Genomic DNA, 16,868 nt, shown 5'->3' on the forward strand with positions numbered 1-16,868 from the left:
TTTTCGACGAAATGACGATGGCGAAACGTCGAAAAACAGAGCGAGAGAAATTCATCCCTCGCTCTCGGCAACTCCGTCACTCCCTATAACAACAGATCCATCTGCGGAAGCGGTTTGTTCTCATTATTCGGATCACCGGCAATACGCGAGACACACTTGATATTCGGATGGCCGAGCCACTTGTCATTCACCTGGTATGCCGAACAACATATCTGACGCACCACGAACTCCGAGGTGGGATTGTCCAGAACGACCGTAAATTCTATGACTCTCTGAGACGCATCGAACGCCTGATTGTATGTGACGGTTTCGCCGCTCAAAGGGAGGGTTTCGGTTTTTAACTCAAAACTCGGAACCGGCTTGAAAACATCTCCGTCCTTGTATTCGATGCGCCAATATTTCGCACCATAGTTGCCAGGGTTGTAGGTATAAACGATACGAAGCCGCGTGCCCTCGGCAAATTCGTGACCTCCCGTCGTTGCGAACTGCCAGTAATCTCCGGCCATGGGCCCGCTCATCACCGGCTGGCCTCCGTTCGAAACATCGAGCGTACTCAAACCGGCAGCGTCTTCCGGCCATTCGGTCTTATCGACCTGGACATAACTCAATCGACCCGCACCCTCTTCGTTGGCCTCGAAATAACCCCTTTCACCGGGTTCGTTGTCATATCGGTAGACTCCGAGTTCATCCTGTCCCGTCCATGTTTCACAACCGCCGTCGGCAACCGTTCGTTCACGACTGAAATACCACTTCGCCAGCACGGTATGCGGTTCGTCCCCGTCTTCGCCGGCAGGCTTTTCGAAATACGACAGATCGGTAACGACATAGGGATGTTCGCACGCCTCGTGAGCCGCGGTCTGACAAACGAGCGCATCGGTTTCCGAGATCGCGGACGGACGATACGCATTACCGACAACGCTCCGGCCCATGATCTTTTCGAACCACAAGCACCCTGCCGTATAGCGGCCGATCGTATAGTTGAGATGCCAACCGTCGCGGGTAACGTTGTCGCCGAAATAAGACGTTCTGACATTCTGAATCGCATCCATACTGTTCATAACCAGACCTATTTCAGGATGAGCGGCTACGACCTCCTTCGTCGCGCCGCATATCATCTCGTACATTTTCGCCTGATCGTAACCATAATAGCTGAATTTAACGCCGGTGTAGCCCTCTTTCGCCGCCCACGGGGCATGATATACGAGTCGGGCATCGGGACATTTCGACCGCACGTAATTCAACAGATTCGTAAGATCGGGCTCCATCGAATGAGTCGTACCTTCGTACGTCGTATCGTAAAACCCGTGGAATCCCCTACCTTCCTGAACACTGACAAACGTCCAGTCCTCGTCTGCCAACGCCGTCGACAGTTTTACGGAAGAGGTTTTGGTCATAACGCCATCCACAATCTTACGATAACTGTAAGCCGCCGCATCCGATGCGGCATTCGCAGCATGAGTTTCCAGAGGACATCCGCCGATATACATATTTCCGATGACCACCTTTTGCCCCACGGCCTCGAAGAGCCCATACAACTCCTGCTCGACCGCATCGGCCGAGAAACTGTTGCCGATAGCAAGGATTTTGACGGTTTCGGGGAGCACCGGAACCTCCGGTTCGGAATCGCCGCTCCCCGAAGGAGCGGCCGCAGCCTCTTCGGCATTGGTGCAATTCACGAAAATCAATGCAAATGCAATGGACATCAAACGACATATCCGGCTCATTTTTCCCATATAATTAGATAGTTTCAAGTTGATATTCATCCAATTCCGATGCCCGTTCCAGACCAAGGGTCCGATTCTCCGGCCAGCTTTGACGAAACCGACAACGTCGATTCCGGATAACCGGACATCTCGAACCACACGGTATTCCGAGATCGTTTTCACCGTCCGATCTTCCCTAGCGGAACTCGATATCCATTGTAAAATTACAGAATAAAATCAGAAAATACATAGAATATTTCATCTTTAATTGGTGTTCATCCGTTATTCTATCCCTAAACTCACCGACAACCGACACAACAGGTCGCATAAGACAAAGGAGGCCCTCTTTTATCCGCGACAAACAATATTTATCGCTATTTCGCCGTTTTTTTATAACTTTGTAACATGATGGAACGACTGATGAAATTCGCGGCGCTGGGCGTCGCATGGATCGCCTGGGGCTGCGGTTCGGGCAACACCGCCGCTTCGGACGACGCAGAGACCGAAGAAGAGATCGTCGAGCAAAATCTGCTCTACGGCATCCCTGCCGACGACTACCGCATCGAACACGGCGAAATCGCCCCGGGAGAAACGATGGGACGTATCCTGAACCGCTACGGAGTAGGCGCAGCGACCGTCGACCGGCTCGACCGCGCAGCCAAAACCGACTTCCCGCTCGACGGCATCCGTGCCGGCAATCCCTACACGGTCTTCATCCACGAAGACTCGCTCAACACCCCGCATCTGGACTATCTGGTCTACGAACGCAACGCATCCCAATACGTCGTTTTCGGTCTCCACAGCGTCGATTCGGTCAGCGTCACGCTCGGCGAAAAACCCGTCAGCGTCCGCCGTCAGAAGAAACAGGCCACGATCGACAGTTCGCTGTGGGGCGCCATCATGCGCGAGCAGATGCCCTATGCGTTGGCCGCCGAACTGGAAGAGATCTACCAATGGAGCATCGACTTCTTCGGCATCCAGAAAGGCGACGCCTTCACGGTGGTCTACGACGAGCGGATCATCGACACGACGGCCGTCGGCATCGGGCGCGTCTGGGGCGCCAAATTCACCCATGCCGGCAAGGACTACTACGCCATTCCGTTCCGTCAGAACAACCGCATCCAATACTGGGACGTCAACGGCGGCAGTCTGCGCAAGCAACTGCTCAAAGCGCCGCTCAAATATTCGCGCATCAGTTCCCGTTTCTCCAACGCACGCCTGCACCCGATCTACAAGGTCTACCGTCCCCACCACGGTGTCGACTACGCCGCGCCGAAGGGGACTCCCGTCCGTGCCGTAGCCGACGGCGTGGTAACCTTCAAAGGCTGGGGCGGCGGCGGCGGAAATACCCTGAAAATCAAGCACCCGGGCAATATGATGAGCGGTTACCTGCACCTGAGCCGTTTCGCCAAGGGTATCGCGCAGGGGTCGCGCGTGTCGCAGGGCCAACTGATCGGATACGTGGGCAGCACCGGCGCTTCGACCGGCCCGCACCTCGATTTCCGGCTTTGGCGCAACGGCAAGCCGATCGATCCGCTCAAAGCGCCCTCCGAGCCTGCCGAACCCATCGCGGCGCAGAACCGTGCGGCCTTCGAGTTCGTGCGCGACCGCATCGTGGCCGAACTCGACGGCGAAGTGAGCGACTCGCTGCGCATCACGCAACTCGACTCCATTCGCATCGGGCAATGAGCGCACGGCAACAGCAACCTACGGAGGTCGACGAACGGATCGCACGGTTCCTCGGACGGCATCATGTGCTGACGCTGGCCACGGCAGCCGACGGAACGCCCTACTGCGCCAATGCGTTCTACGCCTACGACAAGGGACGCAACCGGCTGGTCTTCACCTCCGACCTCTCAACCCGCCACGCGCGGGAGATGCTCGCCGAGCGACGGGTCGCCGCCTCGGTCGTGCTCGAAACGCGGATCGTGGGAAAGGTACAGGGTTTGCAGCTCTGCGGCACGGTCGCACGCGGCGACGAGGAGGACAAACGGCGTTATCTGCACCGGTTCCCCTATGCGGCGCTGGCGGAACTGACGCTGTGGGCGCTTGTGCCCGATTACCTCAAATTCACGGACAACACGCTCGGATTCGGAAAAAAACTGATATGGAAAGCATAACATCGCACATAGGGGTCGTCGTCGTCGCCGGCGGCAGCGGCTCGCGCATGGGCGGCAACCTGCCCAAACAATTCATGCTGCTCGACGGCCAGCCCATACTGGCCCGCACGATCAACAACTTCGCGGAGGCGCTGCCCGGCGCCGAGATCGTCGTCGTCCTGCCAGCCGACTACATCGACTTTTGGCAGGACTACGCCCGCCGTTTCGACGTCGCCGAACACCGCACGACGGCCGGCGGCGCCGAGCGCTTCCACTCCGTTGCGAACGGCATCGCCGCACTCTCCGATGCGTGCGACCTGATCGCCGTGCAGGATGGCGTGCGTCCGCTGGCGACGCACGAGGCTATCCGGCGGATCGCCCGAACGGCAGAGCGGGAAGGTTCGGCCATTCCCGTCGTACAGCCGGTCGATTCGTTTCGCATCGTGACGGCGGAAGGAGCGTCGCATCCCGTGGAACGGGCGACGCTGCGCATCGTCCAGACTCCCCAATTCTTCCGCGCCGAACTGCTCCGCAGAGCCTATGCCTGCGCCTACGATCCCGCCTTCACCGACGACGCGACGGTCGTCGAAGCCGCAGGCGGCGTTCTGCGGCTCGTCGAAGGCGAGACGACGAACCTGAAAATCACCACCCGCGACGATCTGGCCGTCGCAGAGGCCATCCTCGCCCGCCGCACGGAAGCATGAAACGGGTCTTCAAATACCGGTTCAGCCGCCGGACGCTCTACCTCAGCGCGTTCTACATCCTCGTGCTGGCACTCATCGGACTGGGGCTACATTCGCTCTACATCGGAGGCTACCTCTCGGCATGGTTCGTCTCGCTCGTGGTCGCCCTTTTCGCGCTGATGTCGCTCTCTATCCCGCGCAAGATCGTGGTCAAGAAGGCCACGGTCGAGATCCTGTGTCTGCTCGACATGACCGAGATCCCGCGGATGGAGATCGCCTCCGTACAACGGGTCGACCCGCGGCAGATGCGGTGGGTCGTTCCTCTGTTCGGCGGATACGGATTCTTCGGTTATTACGGTTATTATTTCGACCTGAAAACGTTCGAGAAAGTGGTCGTCTACGCTTCGGAGTGGAAGAATCTGGTGGAGATCGTCGACATCTACGAACAACGCTACTACGTTTCGTGCACCCAGGCCGACGAACTCGTCGCCCTGCTGCAATCCGAATGAAAAAGAGCGCCCGTCCGCCGAGCACTCTTTTCTATTTCCGGTCTCTTCGCACCTATTCCAGTTCGAGTATCTCCATCAGCCGGTTCGCCAGATCGGAGTTCTCCATCACGCCGTTGATGCGCTCGGCGCCCGTACCGTAAAGATAGACGGGAACCATGACGGCCGTATGGCTTTTCGAGCCGTATTTATACAGCACGCCGCTCTCGGACTTCGTGAAATCGGCATTGCCGCTCGGCAACGTCAGACCGCCCGTTTCGTGGTCGGCCGTAACGACGAGCAGCGTCCCCGGATGCGCATCGACGTACTCCATGGCCACGCGCACCGCCCGATCGAAATCGCGCATCTCCGCGAGAATTCCCTCCGAGTCGTTACGGTGCGACACGTAGTCGATCATCGACCCCTCGACCACGAGCATGAAGCCTTCGTCCCGCTCCGCAGCGTCGTTCGACAGAATCTCCAACGCCTTCCCGACGGCGCGGGGAAGATAGTCGCCGCGCCCCTTGTGTGCATAGGGCATGTGCTTGGATGCGAACAGCCCGATGACCTTGCCCGACGTGATCGTATCGGCGGCCGCAAGGGTGTCGATCACACGGTATCCCTTCGTCCGCAACCGATCGACGAGCGTCGTTCCGTCCGCCCGGCGTGCGGTGAAATAGCGCTTCCCGCCGCCGAACGCCACATCGACGCCACTCTCGACCAGCTGTTCGGCGATCGGTTCGAGCGTCCGCCTATAAACCTGATGCGCATAAAAGGCTCCCGGCGTGGCATGGGGCAGGTAGCAGGTCACGACCAGCCCCGTCGCCATTCCCCGCCGCACGGCCTTCGCCATCATCGACTCGACGGCCGTACTGTCGGGCAGAACGCCCAGCATACTGTTGTTGGTCTTGTGGCCCGTGGCCAGCGCCGTGCCGGCCGCGGCGGAATCGGTCACCCTGTTGTTCCGCGAATAGCTCTTGATGAGCGCCACGTTCTCGGCCCGCATGAACGAGACGGGATTGTCGTACCCCTCGGCGATCTGCAACATCGTCACATGGGCCAGCCCCATACCGTCGCCGATCATGTAGATCAGATTCCGCACCGTATCGCACTCCGCGACGCAGGCGGCCTGCCGCACAGGATTTTTCGCGCCGCCGCGCTTTACGCGACGAGCGTCCGCAGGCGTCGCCAGCAACAGCACGGCAGCCGCGAACACGCCCAAGCATCGTTTCCAATCGTCCATCTTCCGAATCTTTTTCAAACGACAAAAATAGCCACAATCAACGGATAATACAATCTTTTTTATTACTTTTACGAAAAATTCGAGCGACTATGAACGTGAAAATAGCCCCCGACTGGCAGGAACTGCTGGCCCCCGAATTCGAAAAACCCTACTTCGCGCAACTCGTCGACTTCGTTCGCAACGAATACGCCACACAGCGCATCTATCCGCGCGGCAGCAACATCTTCCGCGCCTTCGACAAGTGCCCGTTCGAGAAACTCAAAGTGGTCATCATCGGCCAAGACCCCTATCACGGCGAGGGGCAGGCCAACGGACTCTGTTTTTCGGTGAACGACGGTATTCCCTTTCCCCCGTCGTTGCAGAACATCTTTCAGGAGATATCGACCGACATCGGTACGCCCGTTCCTTCGACCGGCAACCTCGACCGGTGGGCCGAACAGGGCGTCCTGCTGCTCAATTCGGTACTGACCGTGCGGGCCCATCAGGCCGCTTCGCACGCCGGACGCGGGTGGGAAACCTTCACCGATGCCGTCGTCCGTGCCATCGCCGAGCGCAAAACGGGGATCGTCTACATGCTCTGGGGCAGTTACGCCCAGCGCAAAGGCGCGATCGCCAGCCCGCTGAACAACTGCATACTGAAAGCCGTCCACCCCTCTCCGCTTTCGGTCTACCGCGGATTCTTCGGCTGCCGGCACTTCTCGCAGGCCAACGAATATCTCCTGAGCCACGGAAAAGAGCCGATCGTCTGGTAGCAGCGCAGGATTACCACGGCTTTCGCATATCTGCGGCTTCGGCTCGCGGAGACTCCGTTTCGATAAGCGTAAAATTCGCTTTGCACGCGGTTTATTCGTACTTTGGCTGCGCCGTAGATACTCCACTCGGCAAAATGCAAACGAGTTTGCTTTTGCCCTCGCTTATTCGTATCTTTGACTTCGTCGAAGATACTCTCGTTCGGCAATGTTCAAATAAATTTGACATTGCACTCACTTATTCGTATCTTTGTCTTCGGATAAACTCCTGACGGAAGAGGCGATCACCGCACCCCGCCTGTACTCGAACCCAGGCCCGATGTGCGGCGCGTACGGCCCTCGCAGGAAAACTCACATTTTAACCGACCGTTATGAAAGGCCTGAAATTTCTGATGACGCTCTGCTCGATAGCGCTCGTCGTATTCATTTTCCTCACGCTGTGGAAATTCATGACCGGCGGCTTCATCTTCGCCGCCGTCGGAGCGGTGGCGTCGGTGGTATTGTTCGCCATACTGACCGTACTGCGGCGCCAGTTGCGGATCATGAAGATCATGAACACCGAGGATTTCGAGTAGCACGCCATCCGCCCGAACCGACGGAGGACGTCGTCCGCACGGCATCCCTCGTTCTCGCCGGGAACATACGGAGGGCCGCCCCGATCGGGGCGGCCCTCCGTATCGTAAGGATGCGGCACAGCGTCACATCATCTGTTCGATATTCCAGACGAAGGCGCGCGAACCCTGCATCTTCGTCTGTGAATCCAGTTTGCGGAAGGCGTCGAGCAGCGGGGCTACCTTCTCGTCCTCGACGATCATCAGCATCGAAGAGTTCATCGAAGGCCACGCATGGGTTCCGTAATGCGGTTCGCCGTCGAACGACCCGCGGCCCATCGTGAGTTCCCATTTGGTGAACCCGCGTACGCCGAGATCGTCCAGAATCTCCTGCATGGGATCGGTCAATGCCTGGTTGTAAGATACAAATACGGCTTTCATGATTTTTCGTATGGTTTATGCGTTCAACGATACTTGTCTGGCAGCGGCCTGCTTCTGCTGCGCCTTGCGAATCCGACGGTTGACGAAAACCGAGTAGAGAACCGGCACGACGAGCAGCGTCAGCAGCGTCGAGCAGGTGAGACCGCCGATCACGGCGATACCCATCGGCTGCCAGGTCTCCGAACCCTCGCCCGTACCGAGCGCCAGCGGCAACATGCCGAGGATGGTGGTGAACGACGTCATCAGCACCGGACGCAGACGGCTCTTGCCGCCGGCCACTACCGCATCGAAGACGCTCGATCCGCGTTCGACGAGCAGGTTGGTATAGTCCACCAGCACGATACCGTTCTTCGTCACGATACCCACGAGCATGATCGCACCGATCAGCGCGATGATCGACAGCGGCGTCCCGGTCAGCCACAGCGCGAGGAATGTCCCCGTGAAGGCCAGCGGAATGGTGAACATGATGATGAAGGGAAACACCAGCGACTCGAACTGCGTGGCCATGACGATGTAGACCAGAATCACGATCAACACGAACAGCGTCAGCAGGTCGCCGAACGCATCGCCCTGATCCTCGACCGTACCGCCCAGATCGAGACTCATGCCGTCGGGCAGCGGATATTCGTCCAGAATGGCGTTGATCTGCGGCACGACCGTACCCAGCGCCACGCCGTCGCCCAGCGAAGCCTTGACGTAGATCACACGCTGGCGATTCTCGCGTTCGATCGACGGCGAGGCGAACTCCTCGACCACCGTCGCCACCTCCTTCAACTTCACGGGCTGCCCGTCGGCCCCGTAGAGTACGATGTTCTCCACATCCTGAATACTCGTCCGGAACGGTTCGCCGTAGCGCACCACGATGTCGTACTCGTCGCCGTCCTCACGGTATTTCGACGCATCCAGACCGTTGATCCGGTTACGCACCGCCTGCGAGGCCGTCGCGGAATTCATGCCGTAGTAGGCCAGCTTGTCGCGGTCGAAAACCACGTTATACTCCGGACGCAGGTCGTCGCGCGAGAGCTGCGCATCGCGCAGACCGGGTATCTGCGAAAGTTTGGATTTCAGATCGTTGGCCACGTCGTTGGTCTGGTTTATATCATGTCCGTAGACTTTGACCTGAACGTAGGACGAACCGCTCATCGAGCCCTGATTGCCGCCCGGCGTGACCTCGTAGCGGTCGATTTCGGGAATCCGGTCGAAATCCTGACGCAGCAGGTCGGAAATCTGGTAGATCGAACGATCGCGCTCACCCGAACGCGGCAGACGCAGATTGTAGTTGATGATGTGCGACCCCGTGGTCTGCATGGCCGAGAAGGCGTCGTCGCCCGAACTTGCGCCGGCCGAAGCCGAAATCAGGAGCACTTCGGGATACTTCGTCCGGATGACGCTGTCGATCTCGCGGGCGATCCGCGCCGTATACTCCACGCTCACGTTCTGTTGCAGACGCACCGTAGCTGCAATACGCCCGTTGTCCGCAGGCGGGAAGAACTCGAACGGCACCCGCGACAGCAGCAGCAACGAGGCGCAGAAGACGACGAGCACCGCCCCCAGCGTCCAGCGACGATGGTTCAGCACCGTAGCCAGCATACGTGCGTAGGCGCCGTCGAGCCACGTGAGCGCCCGATCGATCGGCTTGTAGACGATGCCGAGACCCTTGTAGTCGTGTTCGCCGCCCTCCTTGTGCAGGATGTAGGCCGACAACATCGGGGTCAGCGAAATGGCCGCCGCCGTCGAAACGCTCACCACGATCGACACGATCCAGCCCAACTCGCGGAACATGATGCCCGAAAGACCCGACACCAGCGTCAGCGGCAGGAATACGGCCACCGTCACCAGCGTGGTGGCGATTACCGACAGCCACACCTCGTTGGTGGCGTAGATCGCGGCCTCTTTCGGCTGCGAACCGCGTTCGATATGGGTCGTGATATTTTCCAGCACCACGATGGCATCGTCCACCACCATGCCGATGGCGATCGACAGCGACGACAGCGAAATGATGTTGAGCGTCGATCCGACGGCATAGAGGTAGATGAACGAACAGATCAGCGAGACGGGAATCGTCAGACAGATGATGAACGTCGCCCGCCAGCGGCCCAAAAAGATCATCACCACGAGCACCACGAAAATGAAGGCGTACATGATCGTCTCCGACAGCGACCCGATCGCGTCGGTGATCTCCTGCGAACCCTCGTAGATCAGCTCGATGTCGACGTCGCCCGGCAGCGAGGCGGCGATCGCCGGCAGACGCCTCTGCACCTCGTGCACGATGTCGACGGTATTGGCGCCCGACTGTTTCTGGATGATTACGCGCACGCCCAGCTGGCCGTTCACGCGCTCGTCCATCGTCGCCTTTTCGAGCGTATCGCGGATCTCGGCCACGTCGTTCAGCAGCACCTTGCGGCCGTTGCGGTTCGAAAGCACCACCTTGCCCAACTGCGTCGAGGCGTCGGAGAACTCGCCGTCGGCCTTGATATTGAAGGTGTTGTTGCCGATATCGATCGTACCGCTCGGGATGTTGACGTTCTCGGCGGCGATGATGCTGCCGATCTGCTCGACCGACAACCCGTAGGCTTCGATCTTCTTGGGATCGACATTGACCTGCACCTCGCGTTCGGGAACGCCCATGACCGACACCGATCCCACGCCGTTGATGCGGTTGAGGTCGTTGACCAGCTTGTCGTCGAGAATCTTGTTCAGCGCCGGATAGCTCTCATCGGCCGTGACGGCGAGCATCATGACCGGAATCATCGACGACGAGAACTTGAATATCGTCGGGTAATCCACGTCGTCGGGCAGCAGCGACTGCGTACGGCTCACGGCATCGCGGATGTCATTGGCCGCCTCCGTCAGATCGGAGCCGTACTCGAATTCGAGCGTAATCATCGAGAAGTTGTCCGACGACTTCGAAGTCATCTTCTTGAGGTTCTCCACCGTGTTGAGGTTGTCCTCCAACACACGGGTGATATTGGTCTCGATATCGGCCGCATTGGCACCCGCATAGGACGTAATGACGGCGATCTGCGGGATCTCGATATCGGGATATTGATCGACGGCGAGGTTGTTCAGCGAAAATAGGCCGAAGACGATGACGCCGACGAAGATCAGAATGGTCGAAATCGGTTTTCGAACCGCTGTTTCGTATATTTTCATGTTCGATTCGTGCTAAAATTACTCTTTCACCTCCACTTCGACGCCGTCGGCCAGTCGTGAAAGCGCCGTCACGGCGATCTGTTCGCCATCGGCGACACCCGACAGAATGTCCACGTCGCTGCCGATCTGGCGGCCGACCTTCACGCTGCGGCGTTCGGCCTTGCCGTCCTCGACCACATAGAGGTAACGCTCGGACGAACCCACCTGTTTCAGCACGGCCACGTCGGGCACCATGATCCCCTCCTTGTCGCCCATGTTGAAGGTCGAACGGGCGAACATGCCCGGACGCAGCTTCTCGTTGCCGTTGGGAACGGTCACCTCGACGGTGAAGGTACGCGTCGAAGCGTCGAGCGCCGGATAGATCAGCGACACCTTGCCCGCGAACACTTCGCCGGGAAAAATATCGGTGCGGATCTCGACAGGCATCCCCAGCTTCACGGCGGGATAGTACTGCTCCTGAATGTTGGCGATGATCTTCAACGGATTGATCTGCATGACGTGCAGCACCGGCGTCCCCGTGAACAGGTTGCCCGCTTCGTAGTTGCGCGCCGTCACGACGCCCGCAATGGGCGAACGCATCTCGATGTTCTTTTTCAGGTTGTCGAGCACCTCCTTCTGCACGTCGAGCGCAGCCTTGGTCTGTTCGAGCTGCTGCGCCGAGATGCCGCCGGCCTCATAGACCGGAACCAGCCGGTTGTAGTCGTCGAGCGCAGTCTGGTACTGCAACCGCTGCTGGTTGTACTGCGTCGGATCGAGCGTCACGAGCAGCTGCCCCGCCTTCACGCGCGAACCCACGTCGACCAGAATCCGGTCGATATGCACGCCCGAAACCGCAGGGGTAATATCGTTCTCCTTATAAGGCTCGATCTCGGAGGTATAGACCTCGTTCTGTTCGATCACCCGAAGCGCGGCGGGCACCGTCTTCGTCAACACTTTCTCGTCGGAGGCCGTCGATTCGGCCTGTTTCTTGCCCGTGCAGGATGCAGCCATAGCCGCCGCAACCAACATCACCAAAACTCTTTTCATACTTCTCTATCCGTTATATTCTTATTTTCAACTTTCGAACCGTCAGTTTCCGCCTACCTCCCTGCCGACGATCCGATCGTAGTCGGCCTGCGCGGAGAGGTAGTCGTAGATCGCCTGCGAATAATTCAAATGCGCCTGCGTACGGTTGAGCTGTGCCGAATTGAGTTCGAGAATCGTGCCTGCGCCCGCACGGAACCGCGTGTCGGAGATGTGGTAGGCTTTGTCGGCCTGTGCCATCGTCCGCGCCTGCGCCAGCATCATCTCGCGCGCCGTCAGCAGGTTGTTGATCGCCGACTCCACGGCGACCGTCGTCTGGCGCTGCGCATAGTCGCGCTGCAAATCGAGCTGCTCGATCTGATTCTTCACCTGACGGGACTTATAGCTGTTCTTCAACCCTGAAAAGATCGGAATCGAGATCTGGACACCGACCGAAATCGGATGCGTCCAGAAATACTTGCTGCTGTTCAGATCGGCCACGGCCTCGCCCGTACCCGCTTCGGCACCCCCGCTCACCATTTTGCGGAAATCCTCCATGTCGTTACCGGTAATGGTCGCCGAACCGAACGCCGCGACGGTCGGGATACGGGCGGCATTGGTCGTTTTCAACTGGTAGCGGAGCATTTCGGCCTGAATATCCAATGCGCGCAGATCGCTGTTCCGCGACACGTCGGTCGAGAGCGTTTCGCCGCCCGCGAGAACGACGTCTTTCATCTCGTCAAGGTTGCCGACCAGCTCGATCGACAACGCCTCGGGAACCGACAGGTACATTTTGAGTTGCAGCATGGCCATCCGAATCGAATTCTTCGTCTGCGTAATGGTCGGAAGCAGATTGCTCAGCTCCACCTGCGCCGTCAGGTAGTCGTACTCCGAGGCCACGCCCTGTTCGAACTTCACCTTCGTATCGTCCACCGTGCGCTGGATCGTCGCACGCGACTCTTCGAGCGTCGCCAGCGACTGTTCGGCCAGCAGGATGTTGTAGAAGGCCTTTTTCACCTCGGCCACCAGCGTAATGCGCGACGACCGCGCCGCCTCGACGGCCGATGCGATCTGCGTGCGGTTCAGCTTCAACGTCCGATAGACTGCCGGCGCGAAGAGCGGCACCGAGAGGCTGGCCGTACCGGTAAAGGTATTGTCGGCGCCGAACGAGATACCGCCGCGCATCGTCGACTTTTCGATCGCGCGGGTGTACTCCCCGCTCGCCGACAGCGACGGCAGCAGATTGCCGCGCGTCTCCTTCTTCACGTAATCGTAGCGCTCCACGTCGAGATCGGCCACCTTGATCGTGGGGTTCTCGCTGAGGGCCATCTGGATCGCGTCGTCCAGCGTCAACCGGAGCTGCGCCGAGGCACTTCCCGCTGCAAACGCACCGAAAGTCAGTGCTAAAATCAATCGCTTCATACCCGTTCTTCTCATCTGTAAGTTATTTCTTTCCGTTCTGTTTTTCGAGGAAATCGTCGATCAGGCGCATCCCCTTTTCGGTCGAAATACCCCGCAGGAAATTCACGACCAGAAACACCAGCGCCTCGTTCGTCGACATGTTGTGCGACAGCAACACGTCCTTGCGCACGATCAACCCCTCGACCGAATAACGCAGCAGCGTAATGGCCAGATCGAAGTTGACGATTCCCTGGAAATAGCCTTCTTCCACGCCGCGCGACAGTGCGATCTTGAACTGCTCCAACCCGTCCCGGTTGCGGCGTTCGGCGACGAGCCGCTCGTAGACTTTGGGATAGAAGCGCCGCAGGTTGCTTTGCAGCCGGTGGCTTATCTCCGCCTTATCCATTACGTCGCCGAAGACCAGCAGCATCGCTTCGAGCACGTTCTTCGCCTGTGCACCCAACTCGGCGTGCCGCCGGTCCTGCTCGCGCACATAATAGCTCAGACACTGGTAGAGCAACTCCTCCTTGTCGCCGAACTGTTCGTAAATCGTCCGTTTCGAGACGCCTATATGACGGGCGATATCGTCCATCCGCACCGCCTTGATGCCTTGTCCGACAAACATTTCGGCCGCCAATTGAATAATGGTCTCACGTTGCATACTCATCTCCTCACTGGTACGGCAGCAAAGGTAGACAAGAAAACTAAAAAAACAAAAATAGTTTTCTCTTTTTTGCGATGAATTTCCCGGAAGAACTCTCCGATTCGGCTTATTTCAGGATCAATATGCTATATTTCAGATATTTAAAAAAAGATCAAAACCATATTTTCACGTCGCACTATCAGATATTATATCTGCGACAACTCGCTCTTCATACCACGTCCAGCCGCCTAAAAGGAGCTTCTGAAAAGACACGACCCCGAACGAAAGAATTCCATCAGGCAATTCATCCCCGCCCAACCCTGTCTCCGTTATTCCGCCCCGTATACAGACACAGGCTCCGGCGGGCGGTGAAGCGTCATCCGGAACGACGATATACCGCAAAAAAGGAGTATGAAAAATCGGGAAACGGCAGCGGTCGCATCACACGCACGGCGAACCGCAGGCGAGACATCCGGCACCTCCTGTCCGACAGGCAGGTATGGCCGGAAACCCGCCGAGAAAGAATACCGGCCGGATTGCGGCGGCCCGGCACAACGGGGTTCGCTCGCGCCTGCCGACCGTCGCCGGCAACGGCTGAGGGGCTGGAAACGGCAGTGGTCACGCCTCGCGGCGAAGTTCGTCGTCGTAGAGTTCGTCGAACCGCACACGCAACTGCCGGTCGTCGCGGATAACGGCACGCAACTCGTCCAGACGGGAGGCGTTTTCCGATTCGGGCAGCCACAGACGCAAATACCCGCCTTCGCCGTACTTCGTCCGCAGATGTTCGGCAAAACGGGCGAACTGCCCCTCCCGATCGAGTTCGGGAGCGTGTTCCAACCCGTACTGCACCGTCCGCCGCAATGTCGTTTCACAGTCGATCACCCGATCGGCTTCGGCCACGATACGGCCATAGATCGTTCGGGGCGGACGTCCCGACGACGCGCGGTGATCCTCCGCCGCCTCGGCGATCGTCGCCACCTCCGCCTCCGTGAACCAGCGCCGCAGGTTCCGATCCCCGCGCACGATGCGCGCCGACGCCTCGTGGTGCCGCTCGCGCCCCTCCCGCAGCCCCGTATCGTGGTAGGCCGCCACGGCATAGACCATATCGGGATTCACCTCGTAATATCGAGCCAAACGCAGGCTCGCAGCGATCACCGTCAGCGCATGGTCGCGCCGGTGCGCCCGATCGAACGCATCGTAACGAGGCAGAATCTCGCGTTCGACATACCGGATCAACTCTTCATTCACATTCATCTCCGCAAAAGTAGAAAAAAAGAGCGTCGTTCCGCGCGGGAACGACGCAAATCCGCCGACGGAATCCGGTTACTCCGCTTTCGGAGTCTCCGGCTCCGACGGCTCGGCAGCGGCGGCAGGCGCCGCGGATTCGACCGGAGCGGCGATCTGCTTGGGATTGGGGCCGTACTTGTTCTCGCCCGCCTGCGAATCGAAACACATCCAGACGATCATCCAGACGGCAGTGATCATCAGCACTGCGAATCCGACCCCCGTCAACGCCATTCCGCTGCCCTTTCCGCCCAGCATCAGCACGCTGCCGATCATCATCAGGATCGTACAGACGAACGCCACGCCGTAGTAGCCGGCCAGCCACCAGCCGCTGCGACCGATATCGTGCAGACGGCGTACCACCACTGTCAATGTCGGCAGAAAAACGAAGAGCCCGTAAAGCGTCGTCAGATAGCGCGGCGACGTCGGATTGTCGGGAGTCGCCCCGAAAAGCAGAATATCGAGCAGCATCGTCACGACCACGAAAACCACATTGAACAACGTGAACATCCAGTACTCCTTGCGGCGCGCACGTCCCTCGAAAGTCACATACTTCCTAATACAAGTCAACCACCATTTCATAAACTATCGATTTTAAGTTAAACGATCCGTAACACACTCCGCATCCCCTGCGTCCGCCGCCGGAACCTCCGCCGTGGGATCGGCGCCATACCGATTCTCCCCTTTCTCGGAACCGATGCACATCGCCGCGATACCTGCCGCCGACAACAGCGCCAATGCCAGCAGCATCGGCCGCACTACGATCCAGATCGCCGCAGCCGACTGCTGTCCAGACAGACCTTCCAAAGCACCGTCCTCGGCAAATTGCATATACGATGTCGACATCCAATAAAAGCAGACCCAATAAAGCGCATAGTAGCCCACCAGCCATTTGCCGCTCAGCCCGATGTCGTGCAGCCGACGCACCCGCACGGCCAACCCGGGCAGGAAGGTGGCGAGCATCCAGCCGTACACGAGCAGGAGCGACCCGGCGACAGCCAACGTATAGGCCGTCGCATGCTCCGCCGCATCCCCGCCTTCGGCAACGCTCTTATAGATCACTGCTCCGAGCAGGACGAGACCGACCGCCAGAAGCAACAGATAGACGAGCGTGTTGAACAGCGTAAACATCCAGAACTCCCGCCGGCGGGCGCGCCCGCGGAAATTGACGTAATTACGCATACATTTGAGCCACCATTTCATCGCACAAGAGGATTTGTTTTCAACCGTTGCCGTCCGGCCGCCGATCTCCGCCGCGGCCCGGAACCGTCGGGATTCATTCCCGCCATGTACAAATATAGAGAAAAAATCGCAGAACCGTCACCGCCTTCCTCGAAAAAGCAAAAAAGACCGGATTTCCGGGATTGTTCAGATTTTCGGCTGGTTACGAACGTCAGTCCGCACATCCTCAGCCCGTTCCACCCTGCACCG

Annotated in this window: 16 protein-coding genes; 6 read left to right on the top strand and 10 right to left on the bottom strand. The window is 58.6% G+C overall.

Annotated elements, in window-relative coordinates; genetic code table 11:
- Nucleotides 1-83 precede the first annotated feature (83 nt).
- Nucleotides 84-1,733 (bottom strand): DUF4886 domain-containing protein, encoded by a 1,650-nt coding sequence (locus FMF02_RS13420; protein ID WP_162502318.1) that lies wholly within the window; start codon nucleotides 1,731-1,733, stop codon nucleotides 84-86.
- 378 nt (nucleotides 1,734-2,111) lie between these two features.
- Between FMF02_RS13420 and FMF02_RS13425 the strand changes: the two genes are divergently transcribed.
- From FMF02_RS13425 to FMF02_RS13440, 4 genes are read left to right on the top strand one after another with little or no spacing between them, the layout of a single operon-like run.
- Nucleotides 2,112-3,392 carry a M23 family metallopeptidase gene (locus FMF02_RS13425; RefSeq protein ID WP_141413494.1) on the top strand — a complete coding sequence of 427 codons (1,281 nt, stop codon included), beginning with the start codon at nucleotides 2,112-2,114 and terminating at the stop codon, nucleotides 3,390-3,392.
- On the top strand, nucleotides 3,389-3,823 hold the full coding sequence (locus FMF02_RS13430) for a pyridoxamine 5'-phosphate oxidase family protein (RefSeq protein WP_141413495.1): 435 nt from the start codon (nucleotides 3,389-3,391) through the stop codon (nucleotides 3,821-3,823). Before FMF02_RS13425 ends, FMF02_RS13430 begins: the two co-directional genes overlap by 4 nt.
- On the top strand, nucleotides 3,811-4,506 hold the full coding sequence (gene ispD / locus FMF02_RS13435; protein WP_141413496.1) for a 2-C-methyl-D-erythritol 4-phosphate cytidylyltransferase: 696 nt from the start codon (nucleotides 3,811-3,813) through the stop codon (nucleotides 4,504-4,506). The genes FMF02_RS13430 and ispD overlap by 13 nt, the downstream gene beginning before the upstream one ends.
- Nucleotides 4,503-4,994 (top strand): PH domain-containing protein, encoded by a 492-nt coding sequence (locus tag FMF02_RS13440; RefSeq protein ID WP_019129292.1) that lies wholly within the window; start codon nucleotides 4,503-4,505, stop codon nucleotides 4,992-4,994. The genes ispD and FMF02_RS13440 overlap by 4 nt, the downstream gene beginning before the upstream one ends.
- A 52-nt stretch (nucleotides 4,995-5,046) precedes the next feature.
- On the opposite strand, the gene FMF02_RS13445 is transcribed toward FMF02_RS13440, so the two are convergent.
- A complete protein-coding gene (locus FMF02_RS13445; RefSeq protein ID WP_141413497.1) occupies nucleotides 5,047-6,213 on the bottom strand; it encodes an alkaline phosphatase in 1,167 nt (388 codons plus the stop codon).
- 89 nt (nucleotides 6,214-6,302) lie between these two features.
- On the opposite strand from FMF02_RS13445, the gene ung reads away from it, so the two are divergent.
- Together ung and FMF02_RS13455 are read left to right on the top strand one after the other, a co-directional pair.
- A complete protein-coding gene (gene ung, locus FMF02_RS13450) occupies nucleotides 6,303-6,965 on the top strand; it encodes a uracil-DNA glycosylase (RefSeq protein ID WP_019129290.1) in 663 nt (220 codons plus the stop codon).
- Nucleotides 6,966-7,333: 368 nt separating this feature from the next.
- Nucleotides 7,334-7,537, top strand: a complete 204-nt coding sequence (locus tag FMF02_RS13455; RefSeq protein WP_019129289.1) for a hypothetical protein — start codon at nucleotides 7,334-7,336, stop codon at nucleotides 7,535-7,537.
- 123 nt (nucleotides 7,538-7,660) lie between these two features.
- On the opposite strand, the gene FMF02_RS13460 is transcribed toward FMF02_RS13455, so the two are convergent.
- From FMF02_RS13460 to FMF02_RS13495, 8 genes are all read right to left on the bottom strand, one after another.
- Complete coding sequence (locus tag FMF02_RS13460; protein ID WP_019129288.1) at nucleotides 7,661-7,954, bottom strand: PG0541 family transporter-associated protein; 294 nt, start codon at nucleotides 7,952-7,954, stop codon at nucleotides 7,661-7,663.
- A 15-nt stretch (nucleotides 7,955-7,969) separates the two neighbouring features.
- Nucleotides 7,970-11,107: an efflux RND transporter permease subunit gene (locus FMF02_RS13465; RefSeq protein ID WP_019129287.1), complete on the bottom strand. Its 3,138-nt coding sequence runs from the start codon at nucleotides 11,105-11,107 to the stop codon at nucleotides 7,970-7,972.
- 18 nt (nucleotides 11,108-11,125) lie between these two features.
- Nucleotides 11,126-12,133, bottom strand: a complete 1,008-nt coding sequence (locus tag FMF02_RS13470) for an efflux RND transporter periplasmic adaptor subunit (RefSeq protein WP_141413498.1) — start codon at nucleotides 12,131-12,133, stop codon at nucleotides 11,126-11,128.
- A 42-nt stretch (nucleotides 12,134-12,175) separates the two neighbouring features.
- Complete coding sequence (locus tag FMF02_RS13475; protein WP_244611590.1) at nucleotides 12,176-13,546, bottom strand: TolC family protein; 1,371 nt, start codon at nucleotides 13,544-13,546, stop codon at nucleotides 12,176-12,178.
- A 7-nt stretch (nucleotides 13,547-13,553) separates the two neighbouring features.
- Nucleotides 13,554-14,135: a TetR/AcrR family transcriptional regulator gene (locus tag FMF02_RS13480; RefSeq protein WP_232044677.1), complete on the bottom strand. Its 582-nt coding sequence runs from the start codon at nucleotides 14,133-14,135 to the stop codon at nucleotides 13,554-13,556.
- 636 nt (nucleotides 14,136-14,771) lie between these two features.
- Complete coding sequence (locus tag FMF02_RS13485; RefSeq protein ID WP_141413500.1) at nucleotides 14,772-15,407, bottom strand: HD domain-containing protein; 636 nt, start codon at nucleotides 15,405-15,407, stop codon at nucleotides 14,772-14,774.
- 69 nt (nucleotides 15,408-15,476) lie between these two features.
- A complete protein-coding gene (locus FMF02_RS13490) occupies nucleotides 15,477-16,019 on the bottom strand; it encodes a DUF805 domain-containing protein (protein ID WP_081584198.1) in 543 nt (180 codons plus the stop codon).
- 12 nt (nucleotides 16,020-16,031) lie between these two features.
- Nucleotides 16,032-16,640, bottom strand: coding sequence for a DUF805 domain-containing protein (locus FMF02_RS13495; RefSeq protein WP_141413501.1), 609 nt, complete (start codon nucleotides 16,638-16,640; stop codon nucleotides 16,032-16,034).
- Nucleotides 16,641-16,868 lie beyond the last annotated feature (228 nt).

Source organism: Alistipes communis (assembly GCF_006542665.1).
In the GTDB taxonomy this organism is placed as follows: domain Bacteria; phylum Bacteroidota; class Bacteroidia; order Bacteroidales; family Rikenellaceae; genus Alistipes; species Alistipes communis.